Origin of the sequence: Nocardia amamiensis NBRC 102102 (genome assembly GCF_001612745.1) — a bacterium.
Taxonomy (GTDB): domain Bacteria; phylum Actinomycetota; class Actinomycetes; order Mycobacteriales; family Mycobacteriaceae; genus Nocardia; species Nocardia amamiensis.
The window spans coordinates 1-16550 of record NZ_BDBA01000241.1 but is presented as its reverse complement, the minus strand read 5'-3'; the positions used below and the strand labels follow the sequence as shown (position 1 = coordinate 16550).

Sequence of the window (16550 nt, the reverse complement as noted above, 5' to 3'; positions counted from 1 at the left end):
GCCGCCGACGACGTGGCGCGCACCGGCGCGACCATGGTGCCGCCCTTCGACGACGCGCGCACGGCGGCCGGTCAGGGCACCATCGCCGCGGAGATCCTGGACCAGCTCGGCAACTCCCCCGACCTGGTGATCGTGCCGGTGGGCGGCGGCGGCTGCCTCGCTGGCATCGGCACCTACCTGCGCGAACGATCCCCCCGCACCGGCATCCTCGGCGTGGAGCCCGCGGGCGCGGCCTCGATGACGGCCGCGTTGGTGGCCGGCGGCCCGGTGACGCTGCCGGAGATCGATCCGTTCGTGGACGGCGCCGCGGTGCGGCGGGTCGGCTCGGTGCCGTTCGCCGCGGTGTCCGGCTTCGGCGGGCGGGTGGTCTCGCACGCCTCGCTGCCGCTGCTGACCACCGCCGAATACCCCAAGGGCGCAGGCGCTTTCCAGATGATGCAGGTCGACGAGGGCGCGATCTGCACGACCATGCTCGACCTGTACCAGAACGAGGGCATCATCGCCGAACCCGCGGGCGCGCTCACCGTGACGGCACTGACCGAGATCACCGTCGAGCCGGGGTCGACGGTGGTGTGCCTGGTGTCCGGCGGCAACAACGACGTGTCCCGCTACGGCGAGATCATCGAGCGCTCGCTCGTGCATCGCGGCCTCAAGCACTACTTCCTGGTGGACTTCCCACAGGAGCCCGGCGCGCTACGCCGCTTCCTCGACGAGGTGCTCGGCCCCGACGACGACATCACGATGTTCGAGTACGTCAAGCGCAACAACCGCGAGACGGGCGCCGCGCTGGTCGGCATCGAACTGGGCGCACCGAACGGGCTCGAGCCGCTGCTGGAACGGATGCGGCAGTCCCCGATCCAGTGCGAGCGCCTCGAGCCGGACTCGCCCGCCTACCGCTACCTGACCTGAGTCGGCCGGAGCGCTCCGGGCCTCAGGCCGCCTTCGGCGTCTCCGTTGCCGGGACGCGGCGGCGTGCCGCGCGCAGGCAGTTCAGCATGAGCGGTAGCAGCCAGAAGGCGGCCGACTGGTCGTAATGCAGCTGACCTGCGGAGAGCCGGTTGTGCACGAATCCGACCGACAGACCCAGCCGCGGTTCGGCCCAGCCGAACGAGCCGCCGAGGCCGATGTGCCCGAACCCGGCGTGCGCGCCGGGCATCGGCAGCGAGTGGTAGCCCAGGCGCCACAGCATCGGCGCGTAGAACAGCGCGCGGTCGGGCTGGTAGGTCTCGATGCGGCGCAGCGCCTTCATGGTGCGCGCGCCGAGGAACCTGCGGCCGCCCAGCTCGCCGTCGTTGGCGAGCGCGCTGTACATCCTGGCCAGTGCGGGGGCGGTGCACACACCGTTGCCCGCGCCCAGCTCGGTGTCCAAGATCGGCGGATTCGCACCCTCCAGGATCGCCTCCAGGCCGGGCAGGAACAGGCATCGTGTGGCGGCGCCGAGCGCGCCGGGAATCCGATGGCTGCGGCCGAGAACCGCTGCGCCGAGCGGCTTGCCGGCCAGGCCCAGGCGGGTGCCGGCCAGCGGTGCGTAGCTGATCGACGCGTCCGCGGGCGGCCTGCCCAGGTGCAGGCCATCGGCGATGCCGAGCGGCTCGGCGACCTCGGTGCGGATCAGCTCGCCCAGGCTGATGCCGGTGATCGCGCGGGCCAGGCCCGCGACCAGCCAGCCGAAGGTGAGCGCGTGGTAGGTGGGAACACCGAGCAAACGGTCCGGCTTCGCCGCGGCCAAGCGCTGCTCCATGAGCCGGTGATCCAGCACTTCGGTCAGGCCGGTGGCGATCGGAGCCAGCGCGGACAACCCTGCGCGGTGGGTCATGAGCTGGCGAACGGTGATCTTGTGTTTGCCATTGGCCCGGAACTCCGGCCAATACTCGGCGACCGGGGCGGAATAGTCGAGCAATCCGCGGTCGGCGAGACGGTGCACGACCGTGGCGGAGATGCCCTTGGTGGCGGAGAAGATGATGGTGCCGGTGTCCCTGGTCCACGGAGCGTCGCCTGCGGAGCCGACCCAGATGTCCACCAGCGGCTCGCCGTACCGGTGCAGCGAGAACGCCGCTCCCGCACCGCGGCGGTTGCCGAATGCCCGCGCGAAAGCACGCACGAAAGGTGCGAATTCGGCGGCAGCGCTGCCACCCATGCCCGGGGGAAGAACCGCAAGGTCCCCGGGAGCGACGTTGCTCATTCCTCCACGGTAATGCCGTGGATCGCATCCGGCAAAGCCCTGTCTCGGACAGTTGCGAGTACGTTATGTAACAAATGCCCAGATAGGGGCCGGTTCTTGCCATTCCACCGGCGTCATCGCGGCTCCGGCGGCGCCGTTTCCAGCAGCGTGAACGAATGGCCGGGAACGGTTGTCGCAGAAGGGCCCACGGTCGGAGATTCCCAGGACAGCAGCGGCAAGCCCGCGACCGGCACGGCGACCTGGTCCTCACCCAGATTGCACACCAGAGCCAGCGTGCCGCGATGCACGACGACCCAGCGCGCGACCTCGTCGTAATCCACCGAAACATGGGTCAGCCGGGGGTCACTGAGCTCCGCCCGCTCCCTGCGCACCGCGAGCAGGGCGCGGTAGCAGGACAGCAGCCGCGCGCAGGCCGGTTTCCCGAGTTCGTCCCAGTCCAGCTTCGAGCGCCGGAAGGTCCAAGGGTCCTGCGGGTCGGGCACCTCGTCGGTGGGCCAGCCGTGTTCGGCGAACTCGTCCTTGCGCCCGGCGGCGGTCGCGGCGGCGATCACCGGATCGGTGTGCGAGGTGAAGAACTGGAACGGCGTGCGGGCGCCCCACTCCTCTCCCATGAACAGCATCGGCGTGAACGGCGAGCACAGCACCAGTGCGGCTTTGATCGCCAGCTGGCCATCGGTCAGGTAGGCACTCGGCCGGTCGCCGAGGGCTCGGTTGCCGATCTGGTCGTGACTGCAGGTGTAGGCCAGCAGCGCGCTGCCCGGGACCAGGGCGGGATCGATCGGGCGGCCGTGTGTGCGGCCGCGGAAGCTGGAATACGTTGCGGCGTGGAAGAATCCGTGCGTGAGCGTCTGAGCCAGACAGCGCAGCGAGCCGAAGTCGGCATAGTAGCCCTGCCGTTCGCCGGAGACGGCGCTGTGGACGGCGTGATGCAGGTCGTCGTTCCACTGCGCGGTCAGCCCGTAGCCGCCTGCCGCGCGCGGGGTGATCAGTCTCGGGTCGTTCAGATCGCTCTCCGCGATCAGCGTCAGCGGCCTGCGCACGTGGGCGGCGAGGCGTTCGGTGGCCACGGCCAGTTCGGCGAGCAGGTGCGTGGCGGTCCGGTCGACCAGGGCGTGCACCGCGTCCAGGCGCAGGGCGTCGATATGGAAATCGCGCAGCCAGCGCAATGCGTTGTCGATGATGTGCGCGCGCACGTGATCGGACTGCGGGCCGTCCAGGTTGAGGCTCTGCCCCCAGGTGTTGCGGCCCTCGGTGAGATACGGCGCGAAGCGCGGCAGGTAGTTGCCGGACGGGCCGAGATGGTTGTAGACGACGTCCAGGCAGACCGCCAGCCCGCGGACATGGCAGGCGTTCACGAACCGCTGCAGGCCGTCGGGGCCGCCGTAGCTCTCCTGCACCGCGTACCAGTGCACACCGTCGTAGCCCCAGTTGTGGGTGCCGTCGAAGGCGTTCACCGGCATCACCTCGACCACGGTGACGCCCAGCTCGACCAGGTGGTCGAGCCGCTCGATCGCGGCGTCGAAGGTGCCCGCCGCGGTGAAGGTCCCGATGTGCAGTTCGTAGTAGACCGCTCCGGCCAGCGGCCGGCCGGTCCAGCCCGCGTCGGTCCACGCCGCCGGATCGACGGTGTGCAGGGCCGAACGGGCATGCACCCCGCCGGGCTGACGCGGCGAGCGGGGGTCGGGCAGCACGGTGGGGTCGTCGTCGAGCAGGAACCCGTACCTGGCTCCGCTCACGGCCGCGACATCGGCACGCCACCAGCCATCCGGCGACCGCGTCATCGGGTGGACCACGCCGTCCAGGTCGAGCCGCACCAACCCCGGCCGCGGCGCCCACACCTCGAACACATTGACCTCTCTCCGTCCTGAAGGGCGGAGATTCCCACCCTCGCGAGCGGGAGTTTCCTGGTTCATCGACAGTTGCCTCCCAGCATCAGCTGCGGGGCGGTCTCACACCATCTCCGCAGGCAAGAACCGCCAGCCCGGCGGCTTTGATGTTCTTGGCCGCGTTCACGTCTCGGTCGTGAAACGCCCCGCACGGGCATGTCCACTCGCGCACATGAAGCGGCATCGCTGCATTGATGCGCCCGCATGTCGAGCACATTTTCGACGACGGATGAAATCGGTCGACAGCAACGATCCTCCTGCCGTACCAGCCCGCCTTGTACTCGAGCATCGACCGGAGTTGCGACCAGCTCGCGTCGGAGATGGCGCGAGCCAACGACCGATTGCGGACCATGTTCCGCACACTCAAGTCCTCGATGGCGATCACTTGGTTCTCGCGCACCACCCGAGTTGAGAGCTTGTGTAAATGGTCTCGGCGCCGGTCGGCGATCCGGGCATGGATTCTCGCGACCCTGAGCCTGGCTTTCGCCCGGTTCTGCGAGCCCCGCTGCTTCCTGAAGAGGGCGCGCTGAGCCTTCGCGAGCCGCTCCCGGTCGCGCTTCTCGTGCCGCGGATTCGACACCTTCTCCCCAGTGGAGAAGGTGTAGAGGCTCGTGATTCCCGCGTCCACGCCAATAGCACTACCGGTCGGCACGTGCTCGATGATCGTTTCCTCTACCAGGATCGAAATGTGGTAACGGCCACACGCATCCTTCGACACCGTGACCTGCGAAGGTGATGCGCCATCAGGCAGCGGCCGCGACCAACGGATGTCCAGCGGCTCGGATTGTTTGGCGAGTCTGATCCGCCCGTCCCGGTAGGTGAAGCAGTTCGAGAAGTAGGTCGCCGATTCCTTGGAGCGGCCTTTCTTCTTGAACTGGGGGTAACCGGCCTGCTTACGCCAGAACTTGTCGTAGGCGCTTTGCAGGTTCCGCAGCGCCGCTTGCAGTGGCCCCTTGGACGGCTCGGTAAGCCAATGGGTGTCGGGGTCACGTTTCCACTGCGTGAGCATTTTGTCGGATTCGGCATAGCTGATCCTGCGCTGCTGCATCCACGCCCGTGAACGCTCCGCCAATGCCCGGTTGTACACGTAGCGGACGCAGCCGAAGGTGCGAGCGAGCTGCTCGCACTGCTCGCCTGTGGGATAGAAGCGGTACTTGTAGGCCCGCCTCACCACCTTCGAACGCATGATTGACACGATAGCATGTTAATATGTCACAGGTCGCTCACTGACGGACACCCGGCCAGACAGTTCGGTCACGCGTCTGGCCAGGGTGCGAAATCCCTGCGAAAGTGGGTGTGTGGGTATCTACGGCGAGCGGGTCCTCCCGCGGATCGTGAACGTTGCCTGCGGGATGCGGGTCAACAAACCGCTGCGTGAGCGCGTCTGCGGCGGGCTGCATGGACGCGTGGTGGAGATCGGGTTCGGATCGGGGCTCAATGTGCCGTTCTACCCGGCGGCGGTCACGTCGGTCAGCGCGGTCGAGCCCGCCGATCTCGGGTGGCGGCTGGCGACCAAGCGCGTCGCCGCCTCCACCGTGCCGATCGATCGCGCGGGGCTGGACGGGCAGGCACTCCCCTTCCCGGACGACTCCTTCGACTGCGCGTTGTCGACCTGGACGATGTGCACCATCCCCGACATCGCGACCGCTCTGGCCGAGGTGCGCCGAGTGCTGGTGCCGGGCGGAACACTGCAGTTCGTCGAGCACGGGCTCGCACCGGACCACAAGGTGCAGGTCTGGCAGAACCGGCTGAACCCGGTGCAGAAACGGCTGTTCGGCGGCTGCCACCTGAACCGAGACATCCGCGGCCTACTGACCTCCGCCGGTTTCGAGATCCGCGACGCCGAGTCGTTCTACGGGGAAGACGCCCCCCGATTCCTGGTCGCGCAGACGCTCGGCGTCGCGGTCTCACCGTGAGGGCTGAACGGCAAAACGGGTTCCGGGGCACCGGCGATCTTCCCTGTACCGGTACGGCGACATCAACCCATCCGTCAGCTGGCCAGGCAGCTCGGGCCGAGCAGCGCCTTCAGGTCGCCCATCAGGGCTGACGACGGCGAGACGCGCAGGCGATCGTCCAGTTTCCACAGCGTGGTCTTGTCCCGGGCGCCGACATGGCGGATATGGACATCCGAGGTGCCGGGGTGCCGGGACAGGACCCGCTTGAGTTCGCCGATCTTGTCCGGCGTGCACATCCGGGTGGTGATGGTGACCGCAAGCGGCTTGGCGACGCCGACCGCGGACAGGTCGGGCACCGCGAGATCGTTGGCGATCAGCGAGATCCGGTCGTCGCGGACCGAGACGCGCGCCTTCACCAGCACCACGGCGTCCTCGACGACGTCCATGCCGTAGACCGAGTACGCCTGCGGGAAGAACAGCACCTCGATGCCACCGGTGAGGTCCTCCAGCTGCGCCGACGCCCAGGCCAAGCCGTTCTTGTTGATACGCCGGTTGACCGAGGCAAGAATGCCGCCGACGGTCACCTGCGTGCCGTCCTTGACATCTCCTTCCAGGATCGCCGGGATCTGCGTATCCGCTTGCGCCGCAAGGACATGCTCGACTCCATTGAGCGGATGCCCGGACACGTACAGCCCCAGCATCTCCCGCTCCAGCGCGAGCCGGTGTTTGGCCTCCCACTCCTCGTCGGGCACCTTCACGTTGAACACCGAGGTCACCGACTCGTCCGCGTCCAAGCCGCCGAACAGGTCGAATTGGCCAATCGCCTCGGCCTTCTTGGTGGCCATCACCGCGTCGATGGCATCGGAATGGATCAGCATCAAGCCCTTGCGCGGGTGTTCGAGGGAGTCGAACCCGCCCGCCTTGATGAGCGATTCGGTGACCTTCTTGCTCGCCGCGATCGCGTCGATCTTGTTCAGGTAGTCGGAGAAGTCGGTGAACTTCGATTTCTCCTTGCGCGCCTGGATGATCGAGGCCACCACGTTCGCACCGACGTTGCGCACCGCGCCGAGACCGAAGCGGATGTCCTTGCCGACGGAAGCGAAGTTCTGCTCGGACTCGTTGACGTCCGGTGGCAGCACGGTGATGCCGAGGCGGCGGCAGTCCGCGAGGTAGACCGCGGCCTTGTCCTTGTCGTCGCCGACGGAGGTGAGCAGGCCCGCCATGTACTCGGCCGGATAGTTGGCCTTGAGGTAGGCGGTCCAGAACGAGACGAGGCCGTAGCCGGCGGCATGCGACTTGTTGAACGCGTAACCGGCGAACGGAAGGATGGTGTCCCACAGCGCCTTCACCGCGCCCTCGGAGAACCCGTTCGCGGTCATGCCCTCGTGGAAGCCCTTGTACTCGGCCTCGAGGACTTCGAGTTTCTTCTTACCCATCGCCTTGCGCAGCGCGTCGGCCTTACCCATCGAGTAGGAGGCGACCTTCTGCGCGATGAACATGATCTGCTCTTGGTAGACGATCAGGCCGTAGGTCTCGGCGAGGATCTCTTTGAGCGGCTCCTCCAGCTCGGGATGGATCGGCGTGATCGGCTGCCGTCCGTTCTTGCGGTCGGCGTAATCGTTGTGCGCGTTCATGCCCATCGGGCCGGGACGGTAGAGCGCGAGCACGGCCACGATGTCGTTGAAGCCGGTGGGCTGCATGCGGCGCAGCAGGTCGCGCATGGGGCCGCCGTCGAGCTGGAAGACGCCGAGAGTGTCGCCGCGGGAAAGCAATTCGTAGGTCGCGGGATCGTCCAGCGGCAGGTTGTCCATGTCCAGGTCGATGCCGCGGTTGGCCTTGATGTTGTCCAGCGCGTCACCGATCACGGTGAGGTTGCGCAGGCCGAGGAAGTCCATTTTCAGCAGGCCGATGGCCTCGCAGGACGGGTAGTCCCAGCCGGTGATGATCGCGCCGTCCTGGGGCCGCCGCCACACCGGGATGGCGTCCATCAGCGGCTCGGAGGACATGATCACCGCGCAGGCGTGCACGCCCGCGTTGCGGATCAGGCCCTCGAGTCCGCGCGCGGTCTCGTAGATCTTGGCGACATCGGGATTGCTGCCGATGAGCTCGCGGACCTCGGCGGCCTCCTTGTACCGCTCGTGGTCGGGGTCCATGATGCCCGACAGCGGAATGTCCTTGGCCATGATCGGCGGCGGGAGCGCCTTGGAGATCTGGTCGGCGATGGCGAAACCGGGCTGGCCGAACTGGACCCGGGCGGAGTCCTTGATCGCGGCCTTGGTCTTGATGGTGCCGAAGGTGATCACCTGGGCGACCCGGTCGCTGCCCCACTTCTCGGTGGCGTAGCGGACCATCTCACCGCGGCGGCGATCGTCGAAGTCGATATCGATATCGGGCGCGGACGGGCGCTCCGGGTTGAGGAACCGCTCGAACAGCAGGCCGTGCGGCAGCGGATCGATGTTGGTGATGCCGAGCGCGTAGGCCACCAGCGACCCGGCCGCCGAACCACGGCCGGGGCCGACGCGGATGCCGACCTCCCGCGCGTGCGACACGAGGTCGCCGACCACGAGGAAGTAAGCCGGGAACCCCTTCTGCTTGATGACGTCGAGTTCGTAGTAGGCGCGGGTGAAGTACTCCTCGGGCACCCCGCCGGGGAACCGGCGCCGCAGGCCGCGCTCGACCTCCTTGCGCAGCCAGGAATCCTGGTCCTCGCCCTCGGGCACCGGGAAGATCGGCATGCGGTCCTTGAAGGCCCACACGTCGTCGTAGGACTGGACCCGCTCGCCGATCAGCACCGTGCTGTCGCACGCGCCGGGCACCTCGGCTTCCCAGAGCGCGCGCATCTCCTCGGCGGACTTCAGGTAGTAGCCGTCACCGTCGAACTTGAATCGGGTGGGGTCGGACAGCGTCTTGCCGGTTTGCACACACAGCAGCGCCTCGTGGTTGGCGGACTGATCCTTCGTGACGTAGTGGCAGTCGTTCGTGGCCAGCGGCGGAATGCCCAGCTGCTTACCGACGTTCAGCAATCCCTCGCGGACCCGGCGCTCGATGGACAACCCGTGGTCCATCACCTCGAGGAAGAAATTGTCCTTGCCGAAGATCTCCTGCCATTTGGCCGCCGCCTCCAGCGCCTCGCGGTCGTGGCCGAGGCGCAACCGGGTCTGCACCTCACCGGAGGGGCAGCCGGTGGTCGCGATGATGCCTTCGGCGTACTGGGCGATGATCTCCGCGTCCATGCGCGCCCACTTGCCGAGCTGGCCCTCGATGGAGGCCAAGGACGACAGCTTGAACAGGTTGCGCAGACCGGTGGCGTTCTCGGCGACCATGGTCATGTGCGTGTAGGCGCCCGAGCCGGAGACGTCGTCGCCCTTCTGGCTCGGATCGCCCCACTGCACACGCTTGGTGTCGAACCGGGAGCCGGGCGCGATGTAGGCCTCGATGCCGATGATCGGCTTGATGTCGTGTTTCTTGGCGGAGTTGTAGAACTCCGACGCCCCATACATGTTGCCGTGGTCGGTCATCCCGACCGCGTTCATCCCCAGCCGTTTCGCCTCGGTGAACAAGGGAGAGATCTTGGCGGCGCCATCGAGCATGGAGTACTCGGTGTGGTTGTGCAGATGGACGAACGATCCGGACGAGGCGGCCAAGACGGTCCTTCCTCCCAAGGTCTCGACGGGGGTTGGCTGGACCGATTCTAGGGGTGCCCACCGACGGGTTTTCCACGGCGCGCTGGCATCCGGACCGCGCCCGGCGTGTCGGTGGAAACGACCAGCGGCGCGTCCTGGCGACTCGCCGTGTGAGCGTCCGATTTCCGCGAGTGTCGGGTCGCGCCGGTAGGTGGGAATGCGGCCGAACATGCCCATGCAGGTGGCCGGACCGCGCGCGGGTTTCGGTGTCCGGCCCGACGCCGAAGCGCGCACGGAGCTCCTCGACGCCATAATCGGCCCATGGACCGCCCGCGCCGAAGCCCGCCATGACCACCGCACTCGCCGTCGTGGCCGCGGCGGCGCTGATCGCGGGTGCGCTGCTGATCTGGTCGCGCACTCGCAGAGTGGTGACCACCCCCGCCGAGCGGGCGGTGCACTCCGCGCTGCACACCGCGTCGCTGGCGGCGGTACCACTGCGCCGGGGGCTGACCGAGCGGTCCGCGCGGGAGGCGGCGCCGCACCTGCGCACGCTCACCGGCGCCGAATCGCTCGCGCTGGCCGATCCCGATGGAACGCTGCTGGTCTGGGAGGGGCCCCATGCCGAACTGGCCGAATACTTCGCCGAGGCGGCCGAGCGCGCCGTCGCGAGCGAGCGCCCGGTGCTCGTCGCGGGACCCGGGCGCGGTGAGCACGCCGGGCGCGCCCTGATCGCGCAGCCACTGCTGATCGAATCCACCGGGGTGGCCGGGGTACTCGGCGTGGTGAGCACCGGACCGCCCGTGCCCGGACGGCTCGGGGCGGTCGCGGAGGTGGCGCGCTACGCCTGCGGTCAGTTGGAATTGGCCGAGCTGGACGCGTCGCGAGCCCGGCTGGATCGCGCGGAAGTGCGCGCGCTGCGAGCGCAGATCAGCCCGCATTTCATCTACAACGCGCTGAACACGATCGCCTCGTTCGTCCGCACCGATCCGGCGCGCGCCCGCGAGCTCATCCTGGAGTTCGCCGACTTCACCAGGTATTCCTTCCGCGCCGCAGGCGAGTTCACGGTGCTGGCCGATGAACTGCGCAACATCGAGCGTTACCTCGCACTCGAGCGGGCGCGTTTCGGCGACGCGTTGCAGGTCCGGCTGCGCATCGCGCCCGAGGTGCTCGGCGTGGTCCTGCCGTTTCTGGCACTGCAGCCGCTGGTGGAGAACGCGGTCCGGCACGGTCTGACGGGCACCGCGGACGGCGGCACCGTCAGCATCGTCGCCACCGACGCGGGCACCGACTGCGTGATCAGCGTCGAGGACGACGGCGTCGGCATGGACCCGGACCTGTTGCGCTCCGGCGAGCTCGATGCGGTCGGCACCGGAGCGGGCTCCGGCGAGTCGGCCCATATCGGACTGGCCAACGTCGACGACCGGCTGCGCGCGGCCTTCGGCGACGACTACGGCTTGGTCGTGGAGACCGCGCCCGGCGCGGGCACGAAGGTCAGCTTGCGCGTCCCCAAGTTCCGCGCGGGCATCCGGGCCTGAGCAGACCAGCGGCCCCTTACGATGGAGCGGTTGTGACCCGCGTTACCAGCAAGTCGGCGCTGCGCGTGCTCGCCGTGGACGATGAGAAACCCGCTCTGGACGAGCTGGTGTACCTGCTGCGCGCGCGGGCCGAGATCGGCGAGATCCACGCCGCGGGCGACGCCACCAGCGCGCTGCGGATGCTGCGGGCGCATCCGGTCGACGCGGTGTTCCTGGATATCAACATGCCGGGACTGGACGGGATGGAGCTGGCCGGAATCCTCTCGGAGTTCGCCAGCCCGCCCGCGGTGGTCTTCGTGACGGCACACGACGACCGCGCGATCTCGGCATTCGACCTGGGCGCGGTGGACTATCTGCTCAAGCCGCTGCGCGAAGCGCGTCTCGCCGAGGCGGTGCGGCGGATCGCCGCGGCCCGCAGCGCGCCACACCAGCCCGCCGCCGATCCGCGTACCGACCCGAGCGAGGTCATCCCCGTGGAGCTGGGCGGGGTGACCACGCTGGTGCCGCGCACGAGCGTCAGCTGGGTGGAGGCCGACGGGGACTATGCCCGGCTGCACACCAGCGGCGGATCACATCTGGTGCGGATTCCGTTGTCGGCGTTGGAATCCCGCTGGCAGGACGCCGGCTTCCTGCGGGTGCACCGGTCGTATCTGGTCGCGCTGCGGCTGGTCACCGGGCTGCGGACGGTGGGCACCGGCACCGTGGTGTGCCTGCGCGCCGAGGGCGCGGCGCAGGCTGTCGAACTACCGGTCAGCCGCAGGCAAGTGCGCGAGCTGAAACAGCGGTTGGTGCACCGCCACCGGCACCGGGGCACCTCATGACCGGGCCGCAGCGTCCGGTGCGCCAGCGCGTCGTGCTCTCGCAGCGGCGCGGAGCCCGGCGGGTGCGCACCCGGGTGGAAGTCGCCGAGCAGACCGAATTCGGCGAGGCGCTCATCGGCGGCCTGATCCGCGCACAACTCGGGCTCGCGCTGAGATTGGGCCTGGTGGCGATCGCCGGACTGTGCGCGCTGCCCATGCTTTTCCGGACCGGGCCGATCGGATCGATGGAGGTGCTGGGGATTCGGCTGCCGTGGCTGCTGCTCGGCGGCGCGGTGTACCCGCTGCTGTTCGTGATCGGCCGAATCTATGTGCGGCTGGCCGAGCGCAACGAACAGGATTTCCTCGAACTGGCCGAGGATTGACAATGCGCTCGACCCGAACAAGCCGCGCAAGACGGGCCACCAGCCACCGCGGCCATGCTGCCGGAGCACCCGCAGAAACTCCGGCACACGCCAGCCACTCTCTCCCGGCGCGGGCCACCGACTACCAGAGCAATGCTGCCCGAGCACCGGTTGGAAGTTCGGCACACGCCGGTCTCGCTCATGGGGACGAGCAGCACGGCCGTCGCGGCGGTACGGGTGAGGCGCACACTGCCGGAGGAGTTTCGGCATGTGCTGGACCCTTCCGTTCACTCTCGGGTGCGCCGTGATCGCGGGCTCCGCGCTGACCGTGGCCGCGCTGGTTCTCGCGGCGCTGGCTACGGTGGCGATCGGCGCGTATGGCGTGCGCCTCGCACGCACCACCTCCGACTTCCTGGTCGCCTCGCGCAGCGTCGGACCACGCTGGAACGCCGCCGCCATTTCCGGCGAGTATCTTTCGGCCGCTTCGTTTCTCGGCGTCGCCGGACTGATCGCCAAGTACGGGGCGGACGCGCTGTGGTATCCGGTGGGCTTCACCGCGGGATATCTTGCGCTGCTGTTGTTCGTCGCCGCCCCCCTGCGCCGGTCCGGCGCGTACACGGTGCCCGACTTCGCCGAATTCCGGCTGGGCTCGCCGCGTTTGCGCAGGCTGGCGGCCACCGTTGTGGTACTCATCTGCGCGGTGTATCTGATCCCGCAGTTCCAGGGAGCGGGGCTGACGCTGCACCTGCTGCTCGGCGTGCCGGACTGGGTGGGCGCGGTGGCGGTAGGCGCGATCGTGATCGCCAACGTGGTCGGCGGCGGGATGCGCTCGATCACCCTGGTCCAGGCGTTCCAGTACTGGTTGAAGCTGACCGCCGTGGCGATCCCGGCGCTGGTTCTGCTCGGGCACTTCCTCGCCGACGAACGCGAACTCGGCGCCCCGGCCCCGCCGGTGGTGTCCGAACGCACCACGGTCGAGGTGAGCACCGACGTGCTGGTGCGGGTCGCCGCCGCACAGCAGGTTTCGATCACCGGCACTCTCGACGACCGCGTGGTCGACGGCTCGGTGCCGCTGACACCGGGCACCCACGAGCTGGCCGCGGGCACCCAGCTGGTGCTGGAGGCAGGCTCCGCGGTGCCGGTTGTCGCGGGCGCGCCAGCGGACGGGACGGGCTGGCTGGCGCCGGGCGGCGGGCTGGGCGGGCCGCATCCGACCTATCAGGTCTACTCGCTGATCCTCGCGACCTTTCTCGGCACCATGGGGCTGCCGCATGTGCTGGTGCGCTTCTACACCAACCCGGACGGGCGGGCCGCCAGGGCGACGGCGCTGGCGGTGATCGGCCTGGTCGGAGTGTTCTACCTGTTCCCGGTGCTGCTGGGCGTCTTCGCGCGCCTGTACGTGCCGCAGCTGCTGATCACGGGCACCTCCGATGCCGCGGTCGTGCTGCTGCCCGCGGCGGTGGTCGCCGGACTGCCGGGTCAGTTGCTCGCGGCGCTGGCCGCGGCGGGCGCGATCGCCGCGTTTCTGTCCACCTCGTCGGGCCTGCTGGTGAGCATCGCGGGCGTGCTCAGCACCGACATGATGCGCGGCCGGATCCGCGATTTCCGCACCGCGGCGCTGGCCGCGGGCGCGGTGCCACTGGCGCTGTCGCTGACCGTCGCGTCGCTGGATCTGTCCCGCACCGTGGGGTTGGCGTTCGCGGTGGCCGCCTCCACCTTGTGTCCGCTGCTGGTGCTGGGGATCTGGTGGCGCGGGCTGACCGCGGCGGGTGCGGCGGCGGGATTGGTGGCGGGTGGTCTCACGGCCGGCGGGGCGACGGTCGTCTCGGTCACCGGAGGGTTCTCCGGCGAGGTGGCCGACGGCTGGCCTGCCGCGCTGCTGAGCTATCCCGCGGCGATCAGCGTGCCGTTGGCGTTCGCCAGCATGGTGCTGGTCAGCGCGTTCACCCGTGGGCTCGGCGGCAGAGCGGTCGGCCGGATCTTCGTCCGGATGCACGCGCCGGAACGCTTGGGGATGGGCGCGGATCGCGAGCGCAGCCTGCGCTCCGACTGACCCGCCTTGCCACGCGCACCTACCCGGCGTCGCGCGGGAAGGGTTGCGTGGTGCGACCGTTCGTCGCGCCGCACCGACCGCTCACCGCATATTCGGCCACCTTCACAGAGTGACTCACGCCACAGCCTACAGCCGGTCCGCAGGCCCGGTTTACCGTCCTCGGGAAGTAAGCCACGTCACTTGGTAGGACCATCATGACCCGTCCCGATCTCGACAAGCTCGCACCGAGGCGAGCGCCGAGCGCAGCGGAATTCGCCGAAGTCCAGGCGAGTCCGCAATTTCAGGAACTACGAAACCGCCTGCGGCGCTTCGTCTTTCCCATGACCGCGCTGTTCCTGCTCTGGTACCTCGGTTACGTGCTGCTCGGCGCCTACGCGCACGACTTCATGAGCCGCCCGGTATTCGGCAACGTCAACGTCGGATTGCTGTTCGGCCTGGGCCAATTCGTCTCCACCTTCGCCATCACCGCCCTGTACGTCCGGTTCGCCAACCGGGAACTGGACCCGCGCGCGGCGGCCATCCGCGACTACCTCGAGGGAGACCGAGCGTGAACACCTACGCCGCCGCCGCGACGGTGGGCAACCCGATCGCCAATATCGCCATCTTCGGCGTCTTCGTCGCGATCACGATGGTCGTGGTGGTCCGGGCCAGCCGCAGCAACGCCAGCGCCGCCGACTACTTCACCGGCGGGCGCGGTTTCTCCGGCCCGCAGAACGGCATCGCCATCGCGGGCGACTACCTCTCGGCAGCGAGCTTTCTCGGCATCGCGGGCGCCATCGCGGTCTACGGCTACGACGGATTCCTCTACTCCATCGGATTCCTGGTCGCCTGGCTGGTCGCGCTGCTGCTCGTCGCCGAGATGCTGCGCAACACCGGCAAATTCACCATGGCCGACGTGCTGAGCTTCCGGCTGAAGGAAGGACCGGTGCGCACCGCGGCCGCGCTGTCCACGCTGACGGTGTCGCTGTTCTATCTGCTCGCGCAGATGGCGGGCGCGGGCGGGCTCGTCGCGCTGCTGCTGGACATCTCCGACAAGACCGGGCAGTCGGTGGTGATCGCCGTGGTCGGCGTGCTGATGATCGTGTACGTGCTGGTCGGCGGCATGAAGGGCACCACGTGGGTGCAGATCATCAAAGCGGTGCTGCTGATCGCGGGCGCGGCGCTGATGACCGTCATGGTGTTCGCCGAGTTCGGATTCGACTTCTCCGACATCCTCGGCTCCGCGCAGAACGCGGTCTCCGATTCGGCGAGCAAGGCCGTCGCCGCGCGCGACGTGCTCGCGCCGGGAGCGCAGTACGGCGGCAGCGAGACCTCGAAGCTGAACTTCCTGTCCCTGGGGCTGGCCCTGGTGCTCGGCACCGCGGGTCTGCCGCATGTGCTGATGCGCTTCTACACCGTGCCCACCGCCAAAGAGGCGCGGCGCTCGGTGGTCTGGGCGATCGGCCTGATCGGCGCGTTCTACCTGTTCACGCTGGTGCTCGGCTATGGCGCGGCCGCGATCGTCGGGCCGGACCGCATCCTGGCCGCCGCGGGCGGGCAGAATTCGGCGGCGCCGCTGCTGGCCTTCGAACTCGGCGGCGTGGTGCTGCTCGGCATCATCTCCGCGGTCGCCTTCGCCACCATCCTCGCGGTGGTCGCCGGCCTGACCATCACCGCATCGGCCTCGTTCGCGCACGACATCTACGCCAACGTCATCAAGGGCGGCAAAGCCGGTGAGCGCGAACAGGTTCGGGTCTCCCGGATCACGGCGGTGGTGATCGGCGTGCTGGCCATCGCGCTGGGCATCCTGGCCAACGGACAGAACGTTGCCTTCCTGGTCGCGCTGGCGTTCGCGGTCGCCGCCTCGGCGAATCTGCCGACCATCCTGTATTCGCTGTTCTGGCGGCGGTTCAACACCACCGGCGCGCTCTGGAGCATGTACGGCGGGCTGATTTCGACGATCGTGCTGATCGTGTTCTCCCCCGCGGTCTCGGGCAGCAAGTCCGCCATGCTGCCGGGATCGGATTTCGACTGGTTCCCACTGTCCAACCCGGGCATCGTGTCCATCCCATTGGCCTTCGTGCTCGGCATTGTCGGCACCTTCCTCGGCGGCAAGTCCGAGGACCCTGCCAAGGCGGCAGAGATGGAGGTCCGCTCGCTCACCGGTGTCGGCGCCGAAAAGGCGGTGGTGCACTGATGACCAGCGCAACCACCGACAACCGCGACAACACCGCC

12 protein-coding genes are annotated in these 16550 nt (G+C 68.6%); 8 read left to right on the top strand and 4 right to left on the bottom strand.

The genetic code is table 11. The features are described from left to right. On the top strand, nucleotides 1-909 hold a 909-nt coding region (locus tag NA4_RS33060; RefSeq protein ID WP_067479181.1), incomplete at its 5' end, for a pyridoxal-phosphate dependent enzyme. A 22-nt stretch (nucleotides 910-931) separates the two neighbouring features. Here the strand turns inward: NA4_RS33060 and NA4_RS33055 are convergent. The 3 genes from NA4_RS33055 to NA4_RS33045 all read right to left on the bottom strand — a co-directional run bounded on the left by NA4_RS33055 (nucleotide 932) and on the right by NA4_RS33045 (nucleotide 5254). After that, nucleotides 932-2182: a serine hydrolase domain-containing protein gene (locus NA4_RS33055; RefSeq protein WP_067479179.1), complete on the bottom strand. Its 1251-nt coding sequence runs from the start codon at nucleotides 2180-2182 to the stop codon at nucleotides 932-934. 113 nt (nucleotides 2183-2295) lie between these two features. Continuing rightward, nucleotides 2296-4095, bottom strand: a complete 1800-nt coding sequence (gene treZ / locus NA4_RS33050; RefSeq protein WP_067479177.1) for a malto-oligosyltrehalose trehalohydrolase — start codon at nucleotides 4093-4095, stop codon at nucleotides 2296-2298. A 19-nt stretch (nucleotides 4096-4114) separates the two neighbouring features. Continuing rightward, a complete protein-coding gene (locus tag NA4_RS33045; RefSeq protein ID WP_067479175.1) occupies nucleotides 4115-5254 on the bottom strand; it encodes an RNA-guided endonuclease InsQ/TnpB family protein in 1140 nt (379 codons plus the stop codon). 112 nt (nucleotides 5255-5366) lie between these two features. Between NA4_RS33045 and NA4_RS33040 the strand changes: the two genes are divergently transcribed. Then, nucleotides 5367-5984 carry a class I SAM-dependent methyltransferase gene (locus tag NA4_RS33040; RefSeq protein ID WP_067479173.1) on the top strand — a complete coding sequence of 206 codons (618 nt, stop codon included), beginning with the start codon at nucleotides 5367-5369 and terminating at the stop codon, nucleotides 5982-5984. 74 nt (nucleotides 5985-6058) lie between these two features. Here the strand turns inward: NA4_RS33040 and dnaE are convergent, their stop codons facing one another. Then, nucleotides 6059-9607 carry a DNA polymerase III subunit alpha gene (gene dnaE / locus NA4_RS33035; RefSeq protein WP_084497680.1) on the bottom strand — a complete coding sequence of 1183 codons (3549 nt, stop codon included), beginning with the start codon at nucleotides 9605-9607 and terminating at the stop codon, nucleotides 6059-6061. 326 nt (nucleotides 9608-9933) lie between these two features. Here dnaE and NA4_RS33030 point away from each other — a divergent pair, with 326 nt between their 5' ends. From NA4_RS33030 to NA4_RS33005, 6 genes are all read left to right on the top strand, one after another. Then, on the top strand, nucleotides 9934-11121 hold the full coding sequence (locus tag NA4_RS33030; RefSeq protein ID WP_067479171.1) for a sensor histidine kinase: 1188 nt from the start codon (nucleotides 9934-9936) through the stop codon (nucleotides 11119-11121). Nucleotides 11122-11153: 32 nt separating this feature from the next. Further along, nucleotides 11154-11942 carry a LytR/AlgR family response regulator transcription factor gene (locus tag NA4_RS33025; protein ID WP_067479168.1) on the top strand — a complete coding sequence of 263 codons (789 nt, stop codon included), beginning with the start codon at nucleotides 11154-11156 and terminating at the stop codon, nucleotides 11940-11942. After that, nucleotides 11939-12304, top strand: a complete 366-nt coding sequence (locus NA4_RS33020; RefSeq protein ID WP_067479166.1) for a hypothetical protein — start codon at nucleotides 11939-11941, stop codon at nucleotides 12302-12304. The genes NA4_RS33025 and NA4_RS33020 overlap by 4 nt, the downstream gene beginning before the upstream one ends. Nucleotides 12305-12551: 247 nt before the next feature. Then, nucleotides 12552-14336, top strand: a complete 1785-nt coding sequence (locus NA4_RS33015) for a sodium/solute symporter (protein WP_067479164.1) — start codon at nucleotides 12552-12554, stop codon at nucleotides 14334-14336. Nucleotides 14337-14530: 194 nt separating this feature from the next. Further along, on the top strand, nucleotides 14531-14887 hold the full coding sequence (locus NA4_RS33010; RefSeq protein WP_067479162.1) for a DUF485 domain-containing protein: 357 nt from the start codon (nucleotides 14531-14533) through the stop codon (nucleotides 14885-14887). Next, nucleotides 14884-16512: a monocarboxylic acid transporter gene (locus NA4_RS33005; RefSeq protein WP_067479160.1), complete on the top strand. Its 1629-nt coding sequence runs from the start codon at nucleotides 14884-14886 to the stop codon at nucleotides 16510-16512. The genes NA4_RS33010 and NA4_RS33005 overlap by 4 nt, the downstream gene beginning before the upstream one ends. Nucleotides 16513-16550: the final 38 nt, after the last annotated feature.